General features: G+C 60.8%; 18 protein-coding genes. 7 read left to right on the forward strand and 11 right to left on the reverse strand.

From position 1 onward, the window contains the following. Nucleotides 1-16 precede the first annotated feature (16 nt). The 5 genes from FJ953_RS18210 to FJ953_RS18230 form a co-directional block, all read right to left on the reverse strand. Nucleotides 17-895 (reverse strand): ABC transporter permease, encoded by an 879-nt coding sequence (locus FJ953_RS18210; protein ID WP_140499530.1) that lies wholly within the window; start codon nt 893-895, stop codon nt 17-19. Between the two features lie 32 nt (nt 896-927). Then, nucleotides 928-1,878: an ABC transporter permease gene (locus FJ953_RS18215; protein ID WP_140499531.1), complete on the reverse strand. Its 951-nt coding sequence runs from the start codon at nt 1,876-1,878 to the stop codon at nt 928-930. 80 nt (nt 1,879-1,958) lie between these two features. Then, nucleotides 1,959-3,629 carry a peptide ABC transporter substrate-binding protein gene (locus tag FJ953_RS18220; RefSeq protein WP_140499533.1) on the reverse strand — a complete coding sequence of 557 codons (1,671 nt, stop codon included), beginning with the start codon at nt 3,627-3,629 and terminating at the stop codon, nt 1,959-1,961. 23 nt (nt 3,630-3,652) lie between these two features. Next, nucleotides 3,653-5,317 (reverse strand): ABC transporter ATP-binding protein, encoded by a 1,665-nt coding sequence (locus FJ953_RS18225; RefSeq protein WP_140624917.1) that lies wholly within the window; start codon nt 5,315-5,317, stop codon nt 3,653-3,655. 791 nt (nt 5,318-6,108) lie between these two features. Continuing rightward, a complete protein-coding gene (locus tag FJ953_RS18230; RefSeq protein ID WP_140499537.1) occupies nt 6,109-6,996 on the reverse strand; it encodes a LysR family transcriptional regulator in 888 nt (295 codons plus the stop codon). A gap of 73 nt (nt 6,997-7,069) precedes the next feature. Here FJ953_RS18230 and FJ953_RS18235 point away from each other — a divergent pair, with 73 nt between their 5' ends. The 6 genes from FJ953_RS18235 (at nt 7,070) to FJ953_RS18265 (ending at nt 13,953) form a co-directional block, all read left to right on the forward strand. Further along, on the forward strand, nt 7,070-8,116 hold the full coding sequence (locus FJ953_RS18235) for a four-carbon acid sugar kinase family protein (RefSeq protein ID WP_140499539.1): 1,047 nt from the start codon (nt 7,070-7,072) through the stop codon (nt 8,114-8,116). After that, on the forward strand, nt 8,113-9,105 hold the full coding sequence (gene pdxA / locus FJ953_RS18240) for a 4-hydroxythreonine-4-phosphate dehydrogenase PdxA (protein ID WP_140523343.1): 993 nt from the start codon (nt 8,113-8,115) through the stop codon (nt 9,103-9,105). Before FJ953_RS18235 ends, pdxA begins: the two co-directional genes overlap by 4 nt. 21 nt (nt 9,106-9,126) lie before the next feature. After that, nucleotides 9,127-10,191, forward strand: a complete 1,065-nt coding sequence (locus FJ953_RS18245) for a cupin domain-containing protein (protein ID WP_140499543.1) — start codon at nt 9,127-9,129, stop codon at nt 10,189-10,191. Between the two features lie 795 nt (nt 10,192-10,986). After that, nucleotides 10,987-12,312, forward strand: a complete 1,326-nt coding sequence (locus FJ953_RS18255; protein ID WP_140555434.1) for an FAD-binding oxidoreductase — start codon at nt 10,987-10,989, stop codon at nt 12,310-12,312. An 80-nt stretch (nt 12,313-12,392) separates the two neighbouring features. Then, nucleotides 12,393-13,466, forward strand: coding sequence for a tartrate dehydrogenase (locus FJ953_RS18260; RefSeq protein WP_140523338.1), 1,074 nt, complete (start codon nt 12,393-12,395; stop codon nt 13,464-13,466). 10 nt (nt 13,467-13,476) lie between these two features. After that, nucleotides 13,477-13,953 carry an Lrp/AsnC family transcriptional regulator gene (locus FJ953_RS18265; protein ID WP_140499549.1) on the forward strand — a complete coding sequence of 159 codons (477 nt, stop codon included), beginning with the start codon at nt 13,477-13,479 and terminating at the stop codon, nt 13,951-13,953. Nucleotides 13,954-14,126: 173 nt separating this feature from the next. On the opposite strand, the gene FJ953_RS18270 is transcribed toward FJ953_RS18265, so the two are convergent. Beyond that, entirely contained in the window at nt 14,127-15,503 is a 1,377-nt protein-coding gene (locus tag FJ953_RS18270) for an aspartate aminotransferase family protein (RefSeq protein ID WP_140523335.1), read from the reverse strand. Between the two features lie 13 nt (nt 15,504-15,516). Next, nucleotides 15,517-16,356 (reverse strand): GNAT family N-acetyltransferase, encoded by an 840-nt coding sequence (locus FJ953_RS18275; RefSeq protein ID WP_140523333.1) that lies wholly within the window; start codon nt 16,354-16,356, stop codon nt 15,517-15,519. A 321-nt stretch (nt 16,357-16,677) separates the two neighbouring features. Between FJ953_RS18275 and FJ953_RS18280 the strand changes: the two genes are divergently transcribed. Then, nucleotides 16,678-17,367 (forward strand): haloacid dehalogenase type II, encoded by a 690-nt coding sequence (locus FJ953_RS18280; RefSeq protein WP_140523330.1) that lies wholly within the window; start codon nt 16,678-16,680, stop codon nt 17,365-17,367. Nucleotides 17,368-17,514: 147 nt separating this feature from the next. Here FJ953_RS18280 and FJ953_RS18285 read toward each other — a convergent pair whose 3' ends face one another. From FJ953_RS18285 to FJ953_RS18300, 4 genes are all read right to left on the reverse strand, one after another. Further along, nucleotides 17,515-18,990 (reverse strand): NAD-dependent succinate-semialdehyde dehydrogenase, encoded by a 1,476-nt coding sequence (locus FJ953_RS18285; RefSeq protein WP_140523327.1) that lies wholly within the window; start codon nt 18,988-18,990, stop codon nt 17,515-17,517. A 20-nt stretch (nt 18,991-19,010) separates the two neighbouring features. Next, a complete protein-coding gene (locus FJ953_RS18290) occupies nt 19,011-20,054 on the reverse strand; it encodes a tartrate dehydrogenase (RefSeq protein ID WP_140523325.1) in 1,044 nt (347 codons plus the stop codon). Between the two features lie 229 nt (nt 20,055-20,283). Further along, nucleotides 20,284-20,640, reverse strand: coding sequence for a cupin domain-containing protein (locus tag FJ953_RS18295; RefSeq protein ID WP_140523322.1), 357 nt, complete (start codon nt 20,638-20,640; stop codon nt 20,284-20,286). 14 nt (nt 20,641-20,654) lie between these two features. After that, nucleotides 20,655-21,578, reverse strand: coding sequence for a glyoxylate/hydroxypyruvate reductase A (locus FJ953_RS18300; protein WP_140624918.1), 924 nt, complete (start codon nt 21,576-21,578; stop codon nt 20,655-20,657). Nucleotides 21,579-21,594: the final 16 nt, after the last annotated feature.

Below are 21,594 nucleotides of genomic sequence, written 5' to 3' on the forward strand. Positions count from 1 at the left end.
GGCCGCTCGCGGCACTTCAAATATGGTCGTCCCGGACGTCCAGCGCGTCACGCAGTCCGTCACCAATGAAATTGAAACTGGTCACCGCGATGGTGATTGCAGCTCCGGGAATGATGGCCAGCCAAGGTGCGCTGCCCAGATATTGCTGGGCGCCGTTGAGCATGTTGCCCCAGCTGGGCAATGGCGGCTGAATTCCGTAGCCCAGGAAGCTGATGTAGGCTTCCATCAGAATGGCGCGCGCGACCGTCAGGGTGGAAGCAACGATAATGGGTCCCATGGCGTTGGGCAGTATCTCGCGGAACATGATGTGGGTGCCGCTCAATCCCAGCATGCGCCCGGCCAGGACGAACTCGCGTTCCCGCAACGAGCGGACTTCCGCTTCCACGATACGGGCAACCTCCATCCAACTGGTGAGGGCGATGATGACGGTGATCATCACAGGGCTGGGCTTCAGTGCCGCAGCCAGCGCCAGGAGCAGAAAGATCGAAGGGAACGACAGGAAGCCATCGACCGTGCGCATCAGCGTCGCCCCGATCCAGCCGCCGCGATAGCCGGCGATCACGCCGACAAGCGTGCCGACGAGGGTCGACAACACCATGGCGAAGAAACCCACCAGCAGCGAGATTCGTCCCGCCATCAACAATCTTGCCGCAAGGTCGCGGCCAAGCGGATCAGTGCCCAGAAAGTGGTGGCCCGTCAGCGGTGGGGCAAAGCGGGCCCGCAGATCGATATACAGTGAGTCATAAGGCAGTAGATGGGGGCCGAGCACGCAAGCAAGCACGAGGAAAATGATCATCGCCAACCCGAGCAGCGCCAGGCGGTGTCTCATGAAACGAAGCGCCGCGCGGTTGTTTGTCCATCGGCTTGGAGCTGCATTTGCGGTGAGAGCGGTCATATCGGCTGTCTCCTGTCGGGGAAGTTGCGCGCTCAAGCCAGGCGAATACGTGGATCGACAATAGCGACGACAATGTCGGCGATTAGGTTTCCAAGCAGAACGAGGATGGCCGAGAACATCAAAAGCCCCATCACAACCGGATAGTCGCTATAGCCAAGGCTATCCAGGAACAACCGTCCCATTCCCGGCCAGGTAAAGACGGTTTCGGTCACCAGAGCGCCGGTGAGAACACTGGGAAGCTGCATCCCGGCCAAGGTAATCATCGGCAAGAGTGCGTTGCCGACGACATGCCTCATCAGAATCCGCCGTTCGCTCAATCCCTTGGCCCGAGCCGTCTTGACGAAGTCCTGGCTGATGGCGTCGAGGGTCGCCGTCCGCATGTAGCGGCTCCAGATCGCGACATGGACCAGCGACAGCACGATACTTGGCAGGATCAAATGGTGGAGATATCCCAGGATCGAGGCATCTCCGATCTCGGACATATTGCCCGCGGGCAGCCAGCCCAGCTTCAGGGAAAAGATGTAGATGCCGACGAGTCCGAACCAGAAGGTAGGGACCGACAAAGCGATCATGGCACCGACAGTCGCTAGATAGTCGAATAGCGAGTAGCGGCGTGTGGCGCCCCGAATTCCAATCCAGGCGCCAATGGAGATCGCAATCACGGTTGAAGATCCCATCAGCAGCAGCGTGGCGAACACGTGGCTGCCAATGATCTGCAATACCGGCGCTCCGTCGCGGAAGGAGTGTCCCCAGTCGCCCTGCAGCAGCCGCCATGCCCAGTCCAGGTATTGGATCCATATAGGCCGATCGAGGCCAAGCAATCCCTTCAGCCGCTCGATATCCTGCTGGGTCATTCCGGGATCGAGCCCGAATTGCGCCAGTGGGCCGCCCGGGAGGAGGTTCAGAATGCCGAAGCCGATGATCGAAACGATCACAAGCAGCACCAGGCTCTGCGAGAGGCGATTGAGCAGGAAGCCGCGCATTCTGAGTCCTCCGTTGTGGGTTGGCGATTTTAGGCTGTTGCCGTCGCCGCAGTGAAATCCGGCGACGGCAATAGGATGGATCAGGCCTTCCAGCGCCAGTCTGCGGCATGCCACGACGCGGTGCGCGTGTTGGCATTGGGCTTGAAACCGTCCAACCCTGCCTTGCGTCCGAGCACGTTGGTGATCGCTAACAGCGGCAGGAAGGGCAGATCGTGACGCACCACTTCCTGCACGCGGTTATAGATCCCGTGCCGCTCTTCCTGATCGAAGCTGCGAGCACCCTTTTCAAGCAGGGCATCGACTTCGGGGTTGGAATACTGCCCGGTGTTCGAACCGTGCCCGCCTTGAGCAGCGATTGCCTTCGTATGGAGGCGGTTTGTGGCGTCGGGGTCCGCGGCAATCAGATAGGTAACGCCCACCATGGCGGTGTCGAACTGCGACTTCAGCCAGAATTCGCCCCACATGACCGCAGCCGGCAAGTTCGAGATCGTCATCTCGACGCCGATCTCGGCAAACGTCTGCTGCAGGAACTGCTGCGTCTGCTCGCGAAGATTGTTGCCTGACGTCGTCGAATTGGCAAAGGACAGTCGCACTCCATCCTTGGCGCGAATTCCATCCGGGCCTGGCGCCCAGCCGGCCTCATCCAGAATTTGTCGCGCGCGGTCCATATTGAATTCCTGCGCGGGCAGGTTCGGATTGTAGTAGTAGGACTCCTTCGGCATGAAGGTCTCGGTGAGAGTGCCCACGCCGTAATAGATCGTGTCAACGATCGCTTTCCTGTCCATTGCGGCGTAAAGCGCCTGGCGCACTGCCAGGTCCTTGAACTGCGGGCGCCCCAGATTGAGGTAGATCGACTCCACGGATGCGCCGGTCTCCAGTGTCACCACGCGGTCTGGCAATTCGCGGGCTTCAGCATAATGGTCGGCGGTAATGTAGGATTGATCGACCAGGTCGACGTCGCCGCTCTTGAACTGCGTGTAGAGCACCGTCATATCGGGGATGTATTTGAAGATGAGCTGCTCGACATAGGGGCCCTCGCCGGCATACTCGGGGTTGGCGACGAGCTCGATATGGTCGCCGGCTACCCGTTGGCTCCACTTGAAAGCGCCGGTGCCGATCGGCGCCTGGTTGAACGCCGCTGTATTCGGATCGCCCTCTTTCCCCAGGATGTGCTTGGGCACTATGAAGGTTTCGGCCAGGAACGACAGATAGGGCGCAAAAGCCTCCTTCATCCGCCAGGTGATCTCGGTGGGCGAAACCACCGTAATGTCCTGCACGAGCGAATGGCCGCTTGTACGCCAAGCGCGAAATTTCGGGTTGGTGATGAGCTCAAGGGTGAATTTCACGTCCTCGGCCGTGAAGGGCTCGCCGTCGTGCCAGCGAACATTGTCACGTAACCGGATGCGCCAGTTGAGACCATCCTCCGAAATGCCGCCGTTCTTCTGGCTTGGCACCTCGGCCGCGAGGTTCGGCTGAAGGACACCTTCGGCATCCATCCTGACCAACGCATCGAAAACCGAGAAATGGACCGCGTCATCGACTTCGATATGCGCCATCAGCGGATTGAACACCGTCGGCTCTTGTGAGAGGCCGACGACGACGCGACCGGCCGGGCCCGTGGCAGGGGTCTTGGCGAAAGCGGACTTGCCCAGAAGATTGGGCGCGATCAAGCCTGCAGCCCCCCCTAGCGCCATCAGTCGGAGTGCCTGGCGTCTCGAATAGTTGGATGTAGTCGTTGCATTTTTGGTCATCGTAGTTCCTCTCTTGTTATTTTTCATGCGTTTGCTGCAATGGCACGGGCATTGCCTGGCCGCTCCCCCGGAATCGCCGCCACGAGTTGGCGCGTGTAGGCTGCTTGCGGGTTCAGGAATATCTGCGAGGGCGGTCCGCGCTCGACGATCCGGCCCTTCTGCATCACGGCGATTTCATCGCAGATTTGGCTGGCGACTCGCAGGTCGTGCGTGATGAAGACCATCGATACGCCAGTCTCGCGCTGGATCTGGTCCAGAAGCTGCAGGATCTGCGCCTGGATCGACACGTCGAGCGCGGAAACCGCCTCATCGGCAATGAGCAGCTTCGGTTTGAACATCAGCGCGCGCGCGATGCCTATGCGCTGGCGTTGCCCACCCGAGAACTCGTGCGGATAGCGGCCGAAGGCGCCGACATCGAGACCGACATGGGCCAGGAGCGCCCGCGCTTCCTCGCGCGCTTGGGCGTAAGGCATTCCGTGTGCCACCGGACCGACCGTGATGATATGGCCGACCGTTGAGCGTGGGTTCAGAGACGCGAAGGGATCCTGGAAGATCATCTGGATCCGCGGTCGAAGTGGGCGGAACTTCGCTTCGGAAAGCTTGGCGATGTCAGATCCCTCGAACAAAATCTCGCCGCCGTCGCTGTCCAGCAATTTGATCAGAAGCCGGCCCAGCGAGGATTTTCCTGAACCGCTCTCGCCTACGACGCCCAGGGTGCGGCCTTGCGCCAGTTCGAACGAAACCTCGTTCACCGCCATCACAATCCGCTGCGCTCCGAATAGCGCGCTGCCGCCACGATAGGTCTTCACCAGACCTTCGACTTTCAGGATCGGCTCCTTGCTGGCGGCTTCCGCACGAGGGCGATCTTCGCCGGTCAGATGCGGTACGGCCGCGATCAGGCGCTGCGTATAGGGATGCTTGGGCGACTTCAGCACCTGCTCGGCGCTGCCCTGCTCGACGATGTGACCTTTTTCCATCACCACGACGCTGTCGGCGATCTCCGCCACCACGCCAAAATCGTGGGTGATGAACATCACGCTCATGCCCTTGCGGCGCTGAATGTCGCGGATCAACTCCAGAATCTGTGCCTGGGTGGTCACGTCGAGCGCAGTGGTTGGCTCATCGGCGATCAGCACCGTCGGCTCGAGCGCCAAGGCCATGGCGATCATGACGCGCTGTCGCTGCCCGCCCGAAAGCCGGAAAGGGTACTGATGATACATGAGTTCGGGGTCAGGCAGGCCCACTTCAGTGAGCAGCTCGATGGCGCGGTCGCGGCAGGTTTTTGGCGTGCCGTATCCATGCGCGGCCATGACCTCGTCAATCTGCGCGCCCACGGTCATCAGGGGATTGAGCGCCGAGAGCGGATCCTGAAAGATCATCGACACGACCCGACCACGCAGGTTGCGCAGCTTGTCGGGCGACATGCCGATGATGTTCATCCCCTCCAACTGTATTGAACCCGATGAGAGGCGGATCACCTTGGGCAGGAGCCCCATGATCGCGTTCGCCGTGACCGACTTGCCTGATCCGGACTCGCCTATGATGCAGAGGATCTGGCCGCGTTTCAGATCGAACGAGATATTCTCGACCGCATGGACCCGCTCCATCCCGGCCGGCAGGCTTACGGTCAGATCGCGCACCGAAAGCGCTATGTCATGGGGGGCAACAGCCTGGATGCTTGCGACCATCTGGATCAGATCCCCTTCAACCGAGCGGGTCCACGCTGTTGCGGACCGCATCATCGCCCTTTGAGCAGAAGCGCCTCACCGCAACAGCCGTAGCCTGGGCATCTCGACGCTTCGCACGCTGAGGCCGCGAGAGACGGGTTCTGCTCATCCAGGCCACTCCCTTATGAAAATCCGGCCGTGTACCGAACTGTGTTCCCTTTTCTTGGAGAACTCACCGATGGGGCAAACTGTGCCTTATCGGATGTCCTCTGGAGCCTGCCCGCCATAAAGAGGTTGGCTCCGTTCTTTCAGCCAGTTTGACTGTTCTGTTTCCGCAGAGTCATCGAAACTTGGCCCGCGAGCAGCACGAACTTCTGAAAAGAGCGTCCGAATTGGCATTTCACTCTGTTTGGCCTGATGATGATAGCGTGGGATAGGTGAGAGTCTGAGAGTGATTGCCCCAAAAATGAATGAGCAATGAGGCCAGCCGCCGTGCCGACCTGTCCAAGGCGGGCACGGCATTCCTTGTCACAGGAATTTGCACGATCCGCCGCGCCGGGATTTTCCGCATTTGAAATGGATTGGCACCCATCCAGGCGTTGAAGGTAGGTAGTAACCGGCGTCACCTGTACGAAGCCCGTGATGCGCCCATGCGATGCCTCATCAGGATGCCTGTAAAATGGTAGTGCGGAACCAAGCACGGCAAACTGTGCCGCTCATCGAGAAACTCTACCCGGCCTATCAATGCTCGGTTGCTGCTTTTCGATGCCGGTCGACCACATTCAGCTAGGCGAAGCTCGCAGGGCGCTCTTTCAAAGGTGCTGGGGGCTCAGGCCGCTGAACTGCGCTTGGAGCCACTCTGCGAGTTCAAACTCCACACCTTGCAGTTCACTCGACCCCAACCATATCAACCCATATTGACTGCCGTCGGGGTCAAAGCCAGCAGGCGCCGCCAGGCTTCCTCGTTCCACATCGTCAACCGCGAGTACGAGCGGACTGAGGGCTACACCCAAGCCTGCGGACGCTGCCTCGACGATCAGCGCGTGATTGTCGTAGTATCGCATTTCTGTGGGTCGACGCGCCGACGGATGGGTCTTCAGCCATTGCGCCCACGCGTCAGGTCGAGTCTTCGACCCGAGAGCGAGATAGTCGCCACGTTCGAACGCTGGCACCACTTCCGGCCTCATAACGGGCCCAACCGTTTCGGGGAAAAGGGTCCGGACGTTCCATGTCTCGGGCACAGCGAAGTCCAGCCGTCGAATAGCGAGATCGACCTGTTTCTTGCGAAATTCCACAAGCCCACCACCCACGGAGAGGTGGAGGGCCATGTTCGGATGCGCCACTTGAAGCGCCGCCAGGCGCGGAATAAGCCAACGCATGGCAACTGAAGGCTCGCAGGAGAGCACAAGGGCATTCTTCCCGGCATTGGCGGTACGCAGGCTTTGCACTGTGGTGGCCAACTCACCGAAGAACTTCCCGAGAGTCAGGTTGAGTGTCTCGCCAGCCGGGGTGAGCCGCAGGCCTCGCCCATTCTTTTCAAACAACCTGACCCCGATGTCATGGGCGAGTTTGGTGATACGGCGACTCACGGCGCCGTGCGTGAGCGCAAGCGAGTCTGCTGCAAGCCGGACCGAACCCAGCCGCGCTGTTGCTTCGAACGCTCGCAGGTCGTCGAGCGAAGGTATGTCCGAGCGATCCATCAGTGACAATCTATCACCGATTTCGTCAGAAACTATCGCTATTCATACTTGGCGACGTTTTGTTAATTGATGCATGCGCACCCATCATCAACCCAGCATAGCGGTCCTCGCCGATGACCTCACCAGCGCGGCAGATGGCGCAGCACCTTTCGTCGCCCGCGGCTTGACTGCATCGATCGGCAGACGCCAGCTTCCGAACCAAGCGGCAGCGGTAATCGCAGTCGATAGCGGTTCGCGGTCTGCTACTTCGTCGCAAGCGTTCGAGGCGGTCGCTCGATTGACCGCACGACTTGCCAGCCGTGCCGTGCTCTATAAAACGGTGGACTCCACTCTACGCGGCCACATAACGGAGGAGCTTGAAGCATGTTTTGCGGCGAGCGGCCGCAAATCGCTGCTCTTCGCGCCGGCGTTCCCCCAGGCCGGACGTACGACAGTGAGGGGCATTCAGTTCGTTGACGGCATCCCGGTGTCGGAAAGTGCGTATAGCCATGACCCCGTGCATCCCGTGCGGCATTCCGCGCTAGTCGACCTGGTCCCCAACTGCATCAAGAATGTCAGGCTGCTTGATGCAGAAACGCAGGAAGAACTCGATTCGCAGATTGCTTCCATCGAGGATCCAGAGTCGGTCCTTTGGGTTGGTTCTCCCGGAATGGCTGCAGCCCTATCGCGGCGTTTTGTGCAAGCGAAGACCCCACCGCCATTGCTCGATGGCATCAGTAGCGATGTCTTGGTCGTCATTGGGAGCGCAAATTTGCGCAGTCATCAGCAGGCAGACCAACTCCAGGAGGTCAGGGGCGTGATGCTGCTGCGCGGACCAAGGGCGCGCGAGGCGGACTCGGCAGCGGTGCTGCGCCGTATCGCACAAGACGCAGCGCAAGAGCTTCAAAGCCCACGCTTCGGCGCTTTGATCGCCACCGGCGGCGACACGATGGACGCGATCCTGGATCTTCTCAACGTCCGTGAGTTCGAGATCCTGCAAGAACTCGATCCCGGATTCCCACTTGGTCTCGCCAGGCTTGGCGATGGGCGCTCGCTCCTGTTCGCGATGAAGGCCGGTGGCTTTGGCAGTGACGACGCCCTGACGCGCGCCGTCGCGCGGATACGTGGAGCAACCCAATGAAGAACATTCCCCCGCTTGCTCTCACGATGGGCGACGCCTCCGGCATTGGACCGGAGATCGTGGCGAAGGTGCTTGCGAAGGGCGGCGAACGCGTCGTCGTGTTCGGCAGCTATGTTGTCATGCAGGATATTGTACGCCGGCTCGGGTTGAACATCGAGGTGCGACGCATCAACGCTGCCGATGCAGCTCAATTCGAGCCGCGGCGAATTGAAGTTATCGAAACCACCCGCATTACCGGGTCCCCACCAATCGGGCGTATCAGCGCGATCTCCGGGCAGGCGGCCTTCGACGCCATCGTTGCAGCGATCGCAGCAGCGAAGTCCGGACAAGTGAGCGGCATCGTCACGGCCCCGATCAATAAAGAGGCGATGGCCAGCGCGGGAATCCGCTACCCCGGCCATACCGAAATTCTGGCCGACTACGGCTGCGCCAAGCGCGTGGCGATGATGCTTGCGAACGATGACATCCGCACGGTGCTCGTCACGATCCACACGTCGCTGAGCAAGGCGATCGAACAGGGCGATTTCGACGCTCAGCTATCCGCCATTCGGCTCGCCCACGACGGTGGAAAAGCTCTCGGCTTCGCGATCCCGCGTGTCGCCGTAGCAGGTCTCAATCCGCACGCAGGTGAAGGCGGCCTCTTCGGGGACGAGGAAATCCGGATCATACAACCTGCAATCGACGCGGCCCGAGCCGAGGGCATCGACGCCACTGGCCCTTATCCGGGCGACACCGTCTTCATGCAAGCACGTCAAGGCCGATTCGATGTTGTGGTGGCACAATACCACGATCAAGGGCTGATCCCTGTGAAGTATCTCGGGCTGGAAAAGGGCGTGAACATCACGCTTGGCCTGCCGTTCGTCCGCACCAGCCCAGATCATGGCACGGCCTTCGACATCGCGGGCCGGGGGATTGCAGACCAGGCCAGCTTGGAAACGGCGCTTGCCTACGCCAAGCGGCTGGTAGCGGCGCGAACCAAAACGAACTAGATTCGAAAGGAACCACCACCGATGGGGTTACGCTTTATCTTCATGCTTACGCGCAATGACCGCACGGTTCCGGACGCGTCGCAGCAACTTCAAACCGCGCTCAGCTTTGGCGTGCGGCACATCGGGTTCAAAGACATCGGCGTGCCGATCGAGCAGCTGAAAGGCCTCAATGCAGCCATCAGGACGGGCGGTGCAACTTCCTATCTGGAAGTCGTGTCACTGGACCGCGAAAGCGAAATTGCTTCGGCAAAGGCAGCTGCCGCAATCGGCGTTGACGTTCTTCTTGGTGGCACGCGGGTCGACGATGTGCTGCCGATCCTCAGGGACACCGGCATCCAGTACTTCCCGTTTCCGGGTCGGATTGCCGGTCATCCGAGCGTGCTTGAAGGCGCCATCGACGAAATTGTCGAAAGTGCCAAGACGATTGCAGGGCGCGATGGAGTGCATGGCCTGGACCTGCTGGCATACCGTTCGGCGCAGAACGTGCCCGAGTTGATGAAGGCTGTCTGCGCTGCGGTCACCAAGCCTGTCTACATTGCAGGTTCGATCGACACCCCTGAACGAATCGCAGTCGTCCAAAGCGCAGGCGCAGCTGGTTTTACGATTGGGACTGCGGCTTTGGATGGCAAGTACCCGGCCAATGGGAATGACCTACCAAGCCAACTCACCGCGATCATTCGCGACGTCGCTGCCCTGAACAAGCACCTTTCGCCAATTCACAAGAAGAATTTGTCAATTGAGTTTGCCGGGCTGCACGCGCCTTGGGAGCCTAAAGTCGAGGTGCATGTCAACAACATGCAAATCCAGGTCGCCCTGTTCAAGGGAAGCTCTAACTGGTCATTTCGGCAGCACGACGATCAGCTGTTCTTCGTTCACCGGGGACGCCTGCTCATGAAATTTCGTGACCGTGAAGAGATCATCGAACCCGGAGAGTTCATCGTCGTTCCATATGGCGTTGAGCACAGTGCGGTGGCCTTGGGCGAGGAAGGATGTGAAGTGTTGCTGGCAACGTCAACCGCTCTACCCTGCTACCCACCCGCGGGAACTGATCTCGCACACTCTGAGCGATCCCAGTTGACTGCTTAGCACGACGGAACCGACTGCTAGGTTTCAGTGAAATCATGACGCAAGGCGCAAGAGCAATCATGACCGTGGCTATAGTGCTGCATCGCGCCGACGGCGCACCCGTTGCAAGCTCTTTCCGCAGGGCAGCGTTCGGCAAGGACGACCCCTTGGTGGGGCATCGCGAAATCGCCTGGGAAGGACCGGACTCGATGATCGTGGGCCGAACCAGCTTTATTGGTGAGCTCGAGGTCGCAAGCTTCCCCCACATCGAAACCATCGTCGTGGTGGAAGGAGAGCTGATCCCCACGGCGACCGGGACGGCCCGCTGGTGCTCGGGCCGCAAGCGGGCGTTGTCATCGGATGTGGCACCGCGCTTCGGATCCAGAGCGGATCAGGCGTGCGGTTTTCGTTCTGCGCAGCCGCTTGCGACAAACCGACGAAGCCCGGCCTTGTCCAACTGTTCGCCGACGCCGACATCAAGCCGTCTGCTTCGCTACCGGCCGAGGCCTTGCTTGGCCCGGCCCCGCAATGCCGCAGCGACAACGTCTTCTCCAGCGACGGCGCGGATTGCCATGCGGGCACGTGGGATTCGACCCCATAGGCCGCTTACGCAATCGACGCCCCTTCACACGAGATGGCTTTGAGGCTTCAGCCTACCTCCCCTCTGTGAGGTGGGACGCCAGCGAGCTTTTCACGCAATAATTTGCATGTCCTAAGGCTCACTAACCGCAGGATATTCCGTCCAGGCACACAACTCCGCAGCCTGTCTATTCTCGGCGCGGGTTAGAATGCTTCAGAGTAACCGGAGTCCCGTAGATGCCCGCGCCGCTAATGCACATCGAGTGCAGCCCTTCCCTGCCCCGCGAGGCGGACGTCGTCGTGATCGGCGGCGGCGTCGTGGGCGTGTTCACGGCGTATTATCTCGCACGCCGCGGCTTCAGCGTCGCCCTGGTCGAGAAAGGGCGGGTGGCCGCCGAGCAGTCCAGTCGAAACTGGGGCTGGTGCCGCCAGCAGAACCGTGATGCGCGCGAGCTGCCGATGGCGACCAAGAGCCTCGATCTCTGGGAGAAGGTGGCACAGGAGACTGGCGAGAACACTGGATTTCGCCGGTGCGGGCTCCTCTATCTCTCACAAGACGAAAATGAGCTGGCGGGCTGGGCGAAGTGGCGTGACTTCGCCGGGACAGTGGGCGTTACGACGCATGTGCTGAGCGCGGAGGAAGCCACCGAGAAGGGCAAGGTGACCGGACGCAAGTGGAAGGGCGGCGTTTTCTCACCGACTGACGGAACGGCGGATCCGTCCAAGGCAGTGCCGGTTGCCGCCCGCGGTATCATGGCGGCCGGCGGTACCGTCCATCAGCATTGCGCGGCGCGCGGGCTGGAGTTGAGCGCTGGCAGGGTCAGTGGCGTCGTTACGGAAGCGGGAACCATCCGTACGAAGACCGCGGTCATGTCCGGAGGCGCGTGGGCTTCCTCCTTCTGCAACCAGCTTGGTATGCGCTTCCCGCAAGCTGCCGTGCGTCAATCCATTCTAGCCGTGGCGCCAGGCGCAAGCGGCCTGCCCGATGCCCTGCATACAGCGAGCGTCTCGCTGACGCGGCGCAGCAACGGTGGATACACGCTGGCTATCAGCGGGCGGGCTCGCGTCGATCCAACGCCGCAGCAGTTCAGGTTCAGCCGCGAGTTTATCCCGATGTTCGCCCGCCGCTGGCGCAATCTCGCCCCGGGCGCCTTCGAGGGCTGGCGCCAAGGCCATGAAAGCCTGCGCAAATGGGGCCTTGACGATATTACGCCAATGGAACGGAACCGGATTCTCGACCCGAAGCCCGACATGGGACAGATTCGACTGACATATCGAAGAGCCTGTGAATTGATCCCCGAACTCCAGCGCGTCGCAATCTCCGATGCCTGGGCGGGCTATATCGACAGTACACCCGACGGCATTCCCGCGATCGGTGAAGTGGAGGGGATTCCGGGCTTCATCCTGGCGGCGGGATTCAGTGGTCACGGCTTCGGCATTGGCCCCGGCGCGGGGCATATGATCGCCGACATCATTACAGGCAGCGAGCCTATTGTCGACCCGCGTCCTTATAGGCCCGAACGCCTGAAGACCGCTGCGTGGGGCAAGGTCGCTGAATTCTGAGAAGATCAACTTACAGGTAACAATCGGTCGCACACGAGATTAAGGCTGCGAGCAGCCGTGCTGAAAACAGGGAAGTGACGATGCGCGAATACGAGATTGCCGCCATTCCTGCCGACGGGATCGGCCCGGAGGTGATCGCCGCCGGTCTCCAGGCGCTTGAGGCGCTGCAGCAGCGCTGCGGCGACTTCAAGCTGCGCGTCCAGCACTTCGACTGGGGCTCGGACTACTACAAGGCCAATGGCCGGATGATGCCCGAAGATGGAGTGGCGCAACTGAAGCGCTTCGATGCCATCTTCTTTGGTGCGGTCGGCGCTCCCGATGTGCCCGACGACATCACGCTTTGGGGTCTCCGGCTGCCGATCTGCCAAGGCTTTGATCAATACGCGAATGTGCGGCCGACCAGGATATTGCCGGGCATCGTTTCGCCGCTGGCGGGCGTTGGCCCCGGCGATCTGGATTGGGTGATCGTGCGGGAGAATTCGGAGGGTGAGTATTCCGGCCATGGCGGCCGTGCCCACCGCGGCCTCCCAGAGGAGGTCGGAACCGAAGTCGCGATCTTCACGCGCGTCGGGGTCACGCGCATCATGCGCTATGCATTCCGGCTGGCGCGGTCACGGCCGCGAAAGCTCCTGACTGTGGTTACGAAATCCAACGCGCAGCGTCACGGCATGGTAATGTGGGATGAAATCGCAGCCGAGGTGGCGCAAGAGTTCCCAGACGTCTCGTGGGACAAGATGCTGGTTGATGCTATGACGGTGCGTATGACACTCAAACCTCGCAGCCTCGATACGATCGTCGCCACCAATCTTCACGCCGACATTTTGTCGGACCTTGCGGGCGCGCTGGCGGGCAGTCTCGGCGTTGCACCGACCGCCAACATTGATCCCGAGCGGCGCTACCCCTCGATGTTCGAGCCAATTCACGGATCGGCCTTCGACATCGCCGGCAAAGGTATTGCCAACCCGGTCGCCACCTTCTGGACCGCTGCCCAGATGCTCGAACATCTGGGCGAAAGCGCAGCCTCCGTCCGGTTGATGAGCGCAGTGGAAACAGTGACCAGTGAGGGCGTGCTGACGCCGGACGTGGGTGGCACAGCGACCACGCAGGACGTGACGGACGCCGTCTGCCGGACGATCCGCAGTTCGAACGTGTGACAGGTTTGCGATGAAGCTCGACAAGATCGACATCAAGATCTTATCCCAACTGCAAAAGAACGGGCGGGTCACCAACGTCGAGCTTGCCGACCTGGTCAACCTCTCGCCGAGCCCTTGCCTGATGCGGGTGAAAAAGCTTCAGGCGGAAGGCTTCATTACCGGCTATTCCGCCCAGATCGATGTGTCCAAGCTCGGACAGACTCTAACGATCTTCACCGAGGTCACGCTCAAGCACCATCAACAAAACGACTTCGCGAGGTTTCTCACAGCCGTTCAGAAAGTGGATTCCGTCATCGAATGCCATCTGATTTCGGGCGGGTATGATTATCTTGTGAAGTTCGTCACAGCGGGCATAAGCGAGTATCAGACGATCATGGAGCGCATGCTCGAACTGGATATCGGGATCGACAAATATTTCAGCTTCGTCGTGCTGAAGTCACCGATCGTAAAATCCCATTTGCCTCTCGATGTCATTTTCGACAAATGAAAAGCCGCTCCGCGGTCTGAACACCTGGAGCGCGCGCCGGTGTTTTCTTCTGCTGAGGTCCCATAGCTGCAACTTGCTTGGCACCTGGCGGAATGCGGCACCACCCTGAGGGTTTGCTTCGTCCCCGCTCGGCGTCTGCCGCCTGGACGGGGGAGCTCCGGCGATGGCGAGGATCAGCCCTTCATCGCCGCCCGCACATCCTTGTCTTCGAGGGTTTGATCCAGCGTCATCCGGGTGCGTTCCAGGATACCATCGATTTCGTCGTCCGTGCAGCAGAGCGGTGGTGCAAAGCCGAGAATGCCGCTGTTGAAGGCGCGAATGACAAGGCCATTCTCCCAAGCGCGGTCGAAGATGCGGCGTCCCGGATCTGCCGCCGCCGGCAGCGGCGTTTTGCGCGCCTTGTCGGTCACCAGTTCGACCGCGGCCAGCATGCCGCGACCGCGAATATCGCCAACCAGCGGGTGATCGGCGAGCGAGCGGAGGCCCTTCATCAGGCGCCTCCCGGCCTTCCGGCCGTTCTCGAGCAAGCCATCTTCATAGAGACGCAGGCATTCCAGCCCGACCGCCGCGCTCACCGGATGGGCTGAGTAGGTATAGCCGTGGCCGACAGCCGTTTTGCCGGCCCCGTCCGCGATCGTATTGTAAACATGGTCGGTCATGAAGACGGCGCCCATCGGCACGTAGCCCGACGTCAGTCCTTTTGCCGTGGTCATCAAATCCGGCACGACCTCGTCTTCCTCACATGCGAACAGGGGCCCGGTGCGGCCGAAGGCGGTGATGACTTCGTCGGCAACGAACAAGACGTCGTGTTCTTTGCACACGGCGTGCAGTGCCTTCAGCCAGCCTGCCGGTGGAACCAGGACACCGCCCGAACCCTGGATGGGTTCGGCGTAGAAGGCCGCGACGCGATCAGCACCCAGTTCGGCGATCTTGTCCCGCAGTGCCGCGACCGATGCGTTGATGATCGCCTGCGGGTCGGAACCGACCGGATTGCGATAGGCGTAGTGCGAAGGTATCTTGTGCTGCCAGTCGTAAGGCACGCCGAAGCCAGCATGGAAAGCCGGAAGCGCGGTCAGACCTGCGCCAACCGTAGAGGATCCATGGTAGCCATACTCGACCGAGATAAACTGGTCTTTTCGCGGCGTCCCCTTGGCATGGTAGTAATAGCGAACGAAACGGATCGTGCTGTCAATCGCGTCGGAACCGCCCAGCGTGAAATAGACATAGTTCAGATCGCCAGGCGCCAGTTCGGCAAGGCGCGCTGCGAGACGAATGGCGGGCTCAGATCCTAGCCCGAAATATCCTGTCGCATAAGGAAGCTCTCTTAGCTGCTTCGCCGCTGCTTCGACGACGCTTTCTTGCCCGTATCCGATGTTGACACACCAGAGACCCGCGAACCCGTCCAGCAAGGTTTTCCCGCTTGCCTCGGTCACCGTTGCGCCCTTGGCGGATTTGAGCACCCGCACGCCCGTCTCTTCATGGCTCCGATAGCTTGAAAATGGGTGAACCAGATGTGCACGATCGAGTTCGATCAATGAGTTGGCCAGCATTTCTTCCTCCGATTCAGCCTAGCGCCTGACTAACGAGCGCATAAGTTTGGTGTGACCTGATTTCGACCTTCGGCTCGTCTGCGGTTCGTCGCATCGTGATGCCACCGCCGACGTGGGCCAGCCCGCGACGGGTGAGCCACTCGCCGAGAGCCGTGGATTCGTCGGTGTCGATACGGACAAACTCGCCCGCACTGTCGGCCAGCAGGAAGTCGATCAGGCATCTCGCTTCGTGAAGCTTCCTCCCCACCACCGGCCCAATCACCAGCCCTCGGCCAAACCGACGAACTGCGGCAAACGCCTGAACATTGCCTTCATCGCGAACGACGGCGAACTTCGCGCGCTCGCGCAACGAGCGCATGAGCGCCGACCGGTCATGACCAAACGCCGCGCGATCCAGAGCAACAAGGCGCGCGTGGTCGCCGTCCTTGCCCCATGACACATGTGCCGGTGCGTCTACAGACGGCGCCAGGCCCTGGTGTTGCACGATCTTGCCGGTCGCGACGAATCCCAGCTTCTCGTAGAGCGCGAGCCCTTCCTGCGTCGCCACCAAATAGCAGGTGCGCCCGCCTGCCTTGGCAAGCGCCTCCTCCATCAGCTTGCGACCGAGCCCGCGACCACGCATTGCGGCATCGACAATGACCATGTTGACGGTGGCGGCATCGTCGCCATAGGGCGTCATCAAGATCGTCCCCACCACGCGTCCTTCCTCCTGGACAACGACGCCTTGGCTGAGCGATTGCATCAGTTCCCAGTCTTCACGACGGTGCGGCCATTCAACATGACGTGACAATTCGAGAGCATCCCTCAGATGCGCGAATGTCATCGTTTCCAGCGTAATTTGCTGCGTGGTCATGGTTCAGTCCGGGCCTGAATTCTCTGAGCTCAAGGTAGGCTGCCGCAGACAGCAGTTCCTTCCGACCAGGAGCTGAGCGATAGGTGTTTTGACTTTCCTTTGCCGCCGGCGCCGCATGTTATGCGGACGGACAGCGGGCCGATCGCGCTCCCCTCGCAGACCGAAACGGTCTCGGGCGCAACTCTCTGCCAAGGCTCTACCGCGATACGAAACAATCTGCTTCGGGGCGCATCGAATGCGGCGACTCGTCTTGTTCGGCTCTCATTATGATCCTTGCTGTTAAAGGCACGCAGTGCCGAAAGATTGGAAGGATCGACGCCCATGACCCAGTTCAGACCGAAATACATCACTTTCGACTGCTATGGCACGCTGACCAACTTCGACATGGCCGGCGCGGCGCGACGCGTTTATGGCGCGCGACTATCCGCAACCGTGACGGCGCAGTTCATCAAGGACTTCTCGGCCTATCGTCTCGATGAGGTTCTTGGCGCCTGGAAGCCTTATAGCGAGGTCGTGCACAATTCCGTGGAGCGCGCCTGCAAGCGCAACAATGTGACGTTCCGGCCTGAGGACGCCCAGCGCATCTATGCGGAAATACCGACATGGGGTCCGCACCCGGATGTACCGGCGGGGCTGGCCAAGGTCGCCAAGGAGATTCCGCTGGTGATCCTGTCGAACTCCATGAAGAGCCTGATCATGTCGAACGTGGAGAAACTCGGCGCACCTTTCCACATGGTCATCACGGCCGAGGAGACCGGCGCCTACAAGCCGCATATGAAGGGCTTCGAGCACATGTTCGACAAGCTCGGCTGCGGCCCGGAAGACATTACGCATGTGTCGTCCTCGTTCCGCTACGATCTCATGACCGCCTATGATCTTGGCATCAAGAGCAAGGTCTGGGTGAATCGCGGCCACGAGCCCGCGAACCCCTTCTACGAATACACCGAGATCAAGGACATCGGCGGTCTGGCCGGCGCCGTCGGGCTGGAGCCCGTTCGTGAATTCGCCTGAACGTCTGTTGCCAGTGCAGTCGCCAAGCTGCGGCGCTCCCCACCTCGTTAATGATCACCGGTCGCAATACGGAGAAAGGGGCGGTTTTCACCGCCCCTTTCTTGTTGTTCCAACACTTTGGAAGCTGCAGGTGTTTCCACCTACTTCCTAGTTAAGCCCGCCAACATGAAGGGTCTTGACCTCGAGATATTCCTCGATGCCAAGCTGCGATCCTTCGCGGCCCACTCCTGACTGCTTGACACCGCCGAAAGGCGCAACCTCGGTCGAGATGAGGCCGGTGTTGAGCCCGACCATGCCGAACTCCAGCGCCTCGGCCACACGCCACGAGCGCTTGAGGTTCTCCGTATAGAAATAGGCAGCAAGGCCAAATGGCGTACCGTTCGCGATCGCGATAGCCTCTTCCTCCGTCTCGAAGCGAAAAAGCGGCGCCACCGGGCCGAACGTCTCTTCCGATGCCAGCAGCATATCGGTCGTAGCCTGTCCCAGCACGACGGGCCGTGCATATTGCTTGCCGTCCGGCACCGTCTCGCTCTGGGCGATGATCCGCGCGCCTTTCGCCTGTGCATCCGCGATGTGACGCTCGATCTTGTCGATCGCGGCCGAATTGATCATCGGGCCGATCTCAGTGCCGTCATCGGTCCCTGCGCCAACCTTCATTCGCGATACGCGCTGGCTCAGCTTTTCTGCGAAAGCCTCGTAAACGCCCGCCTGCACGAGAATCCGGTTCGCGCAAACGCAGGTTTGACCCCCATTGCGGAACTTGGATGCGATCACCCCCTCGACTGCGTTGCCCAGATCGGCGTCGTCAAACACGATAAAGGGCGCGTTGCCGCCGAGCTCGAGGCTGAGCCGCTTGATGCTATCGGCCGCGCCACGCATGAGCAGCGCTCCTACGCGGGTCGAGCCGGTGAACGAGATCTTGCGCACCGTCTCGTTGGCCATCAGTTCGTTGCCGATTTCGGTGGGCATGCCGGTGACAATGTTGATCACCCCGGCCGGAATACCTGCCCGTTCCGCCAGAACGCCGAGCGCCAGCGCCGAGAATGGCGTGAATTCCGACGGCTTAATGACAACCGTACAACCCGCGGCCAGCGCCGGCGCCACCTTGCGCGTGATCATCGCGTTGGGGAAATTCCATGGCGTGACGATGGCACAGACGCCGACGGCCTCCTTCAGCACCAGAATGCGGCGGTCGGGCGTTGGCGACGGAATGGTCGAGCCACCGATCCGGCGTGCTTCTTCGGCGAACCATTTCACGAAGGAGGCGCCATAGCGGATTTCACCGCGTGCCTCCGCCAGAGGCTTGCCCTGTTCCAGCGTCAGCAGCAACGCCAGGTCCTCTTCATTTTCCCGTATCAGGCTGTGCCAGCGTTCCAGAAGCGCTCCGCGTTCGGCATGGGTCCTGGCTTTCCAGTCCTTGAACGCTGCCTGCGCTGCATCTATTGCAGCCCTTGTCTCATCCCGGCCCATGTCGGGTACGGTTCCAAGCACTTCCAAACTGGCCGGATCGATCACATCGACAGTCGCGTTGCTGTGCGCATGCTGCCAGACATCGCCAATGAGTCCCCGCTGGCGAAACAGGTCCGCATCCTTCAGGAAACCAATCTTCGTTATTGCGTTCATGGTTCTTTTCCTCTGCTCTTTCAGCTTAATCCGGCCAGCACGGCCTGCGTGATTGCTTCAGTCCTGTCCTTGCCTGCAATCGTGCCTATCCCGCGTGCGGTTGCGGACTCGATTGCCGACATCACTTCGGCTGCCGCCTGCCGCTCGCCCAGATGCCCGAGCATCATGGCGCCGGACCAGATCGCGGCGATCGGATTGGCGATACCGAGATTTGCGATATCGGGTGCCGAACCATGGACCGGCTCGAACATCGAAGGCGCGCTGCGATCGGGATTGATATTGGCGGAGGCGGCGTAACCCAGCCCGCCCTGAATGGCCGCTCCAATATCCGTGAGGATGTCGCCAAAAAGGTTGGAGGCGACGATCACGTCGAGGCTTTCAGGCGCCAGCACCATGCGGGCGGCAATGGCGTCGACGTGGTATTGCGAGACCTCCACATCGGCGTAGTCCTTCGCCACCTCGCGCGTGACCTCATCCCAGAAAACCATGGAATGTCTCTGCGCGTTGGATTTGGTGACGGATGCAAGCTGTTTGCGGCGCGTCCGCGCCTGTTCGAATCCGAAGCGAAGGATCCGTTCGACACCCGCACGCGTGAAGATTGCCGTCTCGATCGCGACCTCATTGGCCGTGCCGGTATGAATGCGCCCACCGGCGCCGCAATATTCGCCTTCCGTGTTCTCGCGGATGCACAGGATATCGAAACCATCACGGCGAAGGGGTCCCCGAACGCCTGGCAACAGCCTGTGCGGCCGTATGTTGGCATACTGCGTGAATCCTTTGCGGATCGGCAGGAGCAGTCCGTGAAGCGATACGGAGTCGGCCACCTTCGCTGGCCACCCCACGGCGCCGAGGTAGATCGCATCGAATTTCTGTAGGATCTCGACGCCGTCTGGGGGCATCATCGCACCGGTTTCCAGGTAGTAGGCGCACGACCATGGGAACCTTGTATTCTCAAGGGCGAAACCGCCTCGCTTTGCCGCAGCCTGCAGCACGTCCCATCCCGCCTCGGTCACCTCCTTGCCGATGCCGTCGCCTGGGATGTGCGCTATCGTGTAAGCCTTCATTGAGGTCCTCCTGGAGACCGACGGGCACCGAAGGTCGCAGCTTGCTCAACATTGCAGCGACATTCGGCATCTCGTACCTGGTTTCATCAGAACAATAGTCGACAGCGCGCCGCATTTTTCGCCGAGAATGAGCCGCCCGACCGCGTCGAATCGCGTCGGGCGGAATCTGGAAAGTCGATTGTTCTGGAACCGCCGCGCGCGCTATTCGGCCGGACCTTGAGCGTTGAGCTCAGTCGTAAACGCTGACGTAGATCTTGCGCACGGTTTCGATCGTGCGCCAGACGCCGACAAAGCCGGGCTTCATCACGAAACTGTCTCCGGTACGGTAAGTCTTGGTCTCACCGCCCTTCTCCTCGATCTCGACGAGACCCGAAACGATGTGGCAGAACTCGCAGGTAGTGCCCTTGATCGAATGCGTCTCGCCGGGCGTCGCCTCCCAGACGCCGGTCAGGACCTTTTCGCCTTTCGAGGCATCCTGCGCCCACGTCTTGAAGGATGGATTGCCCGAAATGAGCCGCTCTGGAGTTGGCAATGCCTCCTTCGGCGCGAAGGCTGGATCTGTGTCGATCGTGATCAGAAGTGACATGTCATGTTTCCCTGTTAGTAGCCGAGTGTCCGATCGACGAGGCCGATCAGTTCTTCCCCGGCGCGGTGGCGCCGGATATTGTCCACGACGGATTGCGCCGCGGAATCTGCTTGCGTTACGGAAGCGATGTGCGGCGTGATCATCACCTTCGGGTGCCGCCAGAGCGGATGGCCGTCCGGCAGCGGCTCGGGATCGGTGACATCGAGCATTGCGGCATCAAGGTGCCCGCTATCGAGAGCCTGAAGCAGGGCGGTTTGGTCTAACTGCGGCCCGCGGCCGACATGCAGCAGCCTCGCCCCGGCAGGCAGCCGGGAGAAGAGGGCCGCATCGAGGATGCCACGGGTTTCTTCCGTCAGCGGCAGCAGGCAAACGAGAATGTCCGTGCGCGCGAGGAAACCGGCAAGCTGATCCGCTCCATAAAAGCAGGTGACGCCGTCGATCTCCTTCCTGCTTCGGCTCCAGGCAGCGAGGGGAAAGCGAAACGGCAGCAATCGCTCGATAGCCGCCTGCGCCAGCATGCCGAGGCCGAAAAAGCCCACGCGGCGCTCGGCGGCTTGCGGAGCGGCAAGACCGAGCCACGCTTGGCGCTTCTGCTGTTCACGATACGCCACCATATCCCGGTGGAGACTCAGCACGCCGAGAACGACATATTCCTGCATCATGCGAATGATGCCGTCCTCGACCATGCGCACCAGCTTCACCTGCTGAGGCAGGCTCTCACGCTTGAACTGGTCGACGCCGGCGCCAAGCGAAAACAGCACTTCGAGATTGCGATAGCGCGCGATGTCATCTGGTGCCGTCCAAGTCAGGAGGTAGCGCACCTTCTCCGGGTCGACACATTCGCTGCTGTGGAACAATTCGACGTCCGGGAGCTCGCGTGCGAAAACCTTGCGGAAGACCGCTGCGCGCACCGGGTCGGAATTGAAAAGAAAAGCCATGAAACCGCCCTCTCCG

Origin of the sequence: Mesorhizobium sp. B2-3-6 (assembly GCF_006442305.1) — a bacterium.
Classification (GTDB): Bacteria; Pseudomonadota; Alphaproteobacteria; order Rhizobiales; family Rhizobiaceae; genus Mesorhizobium.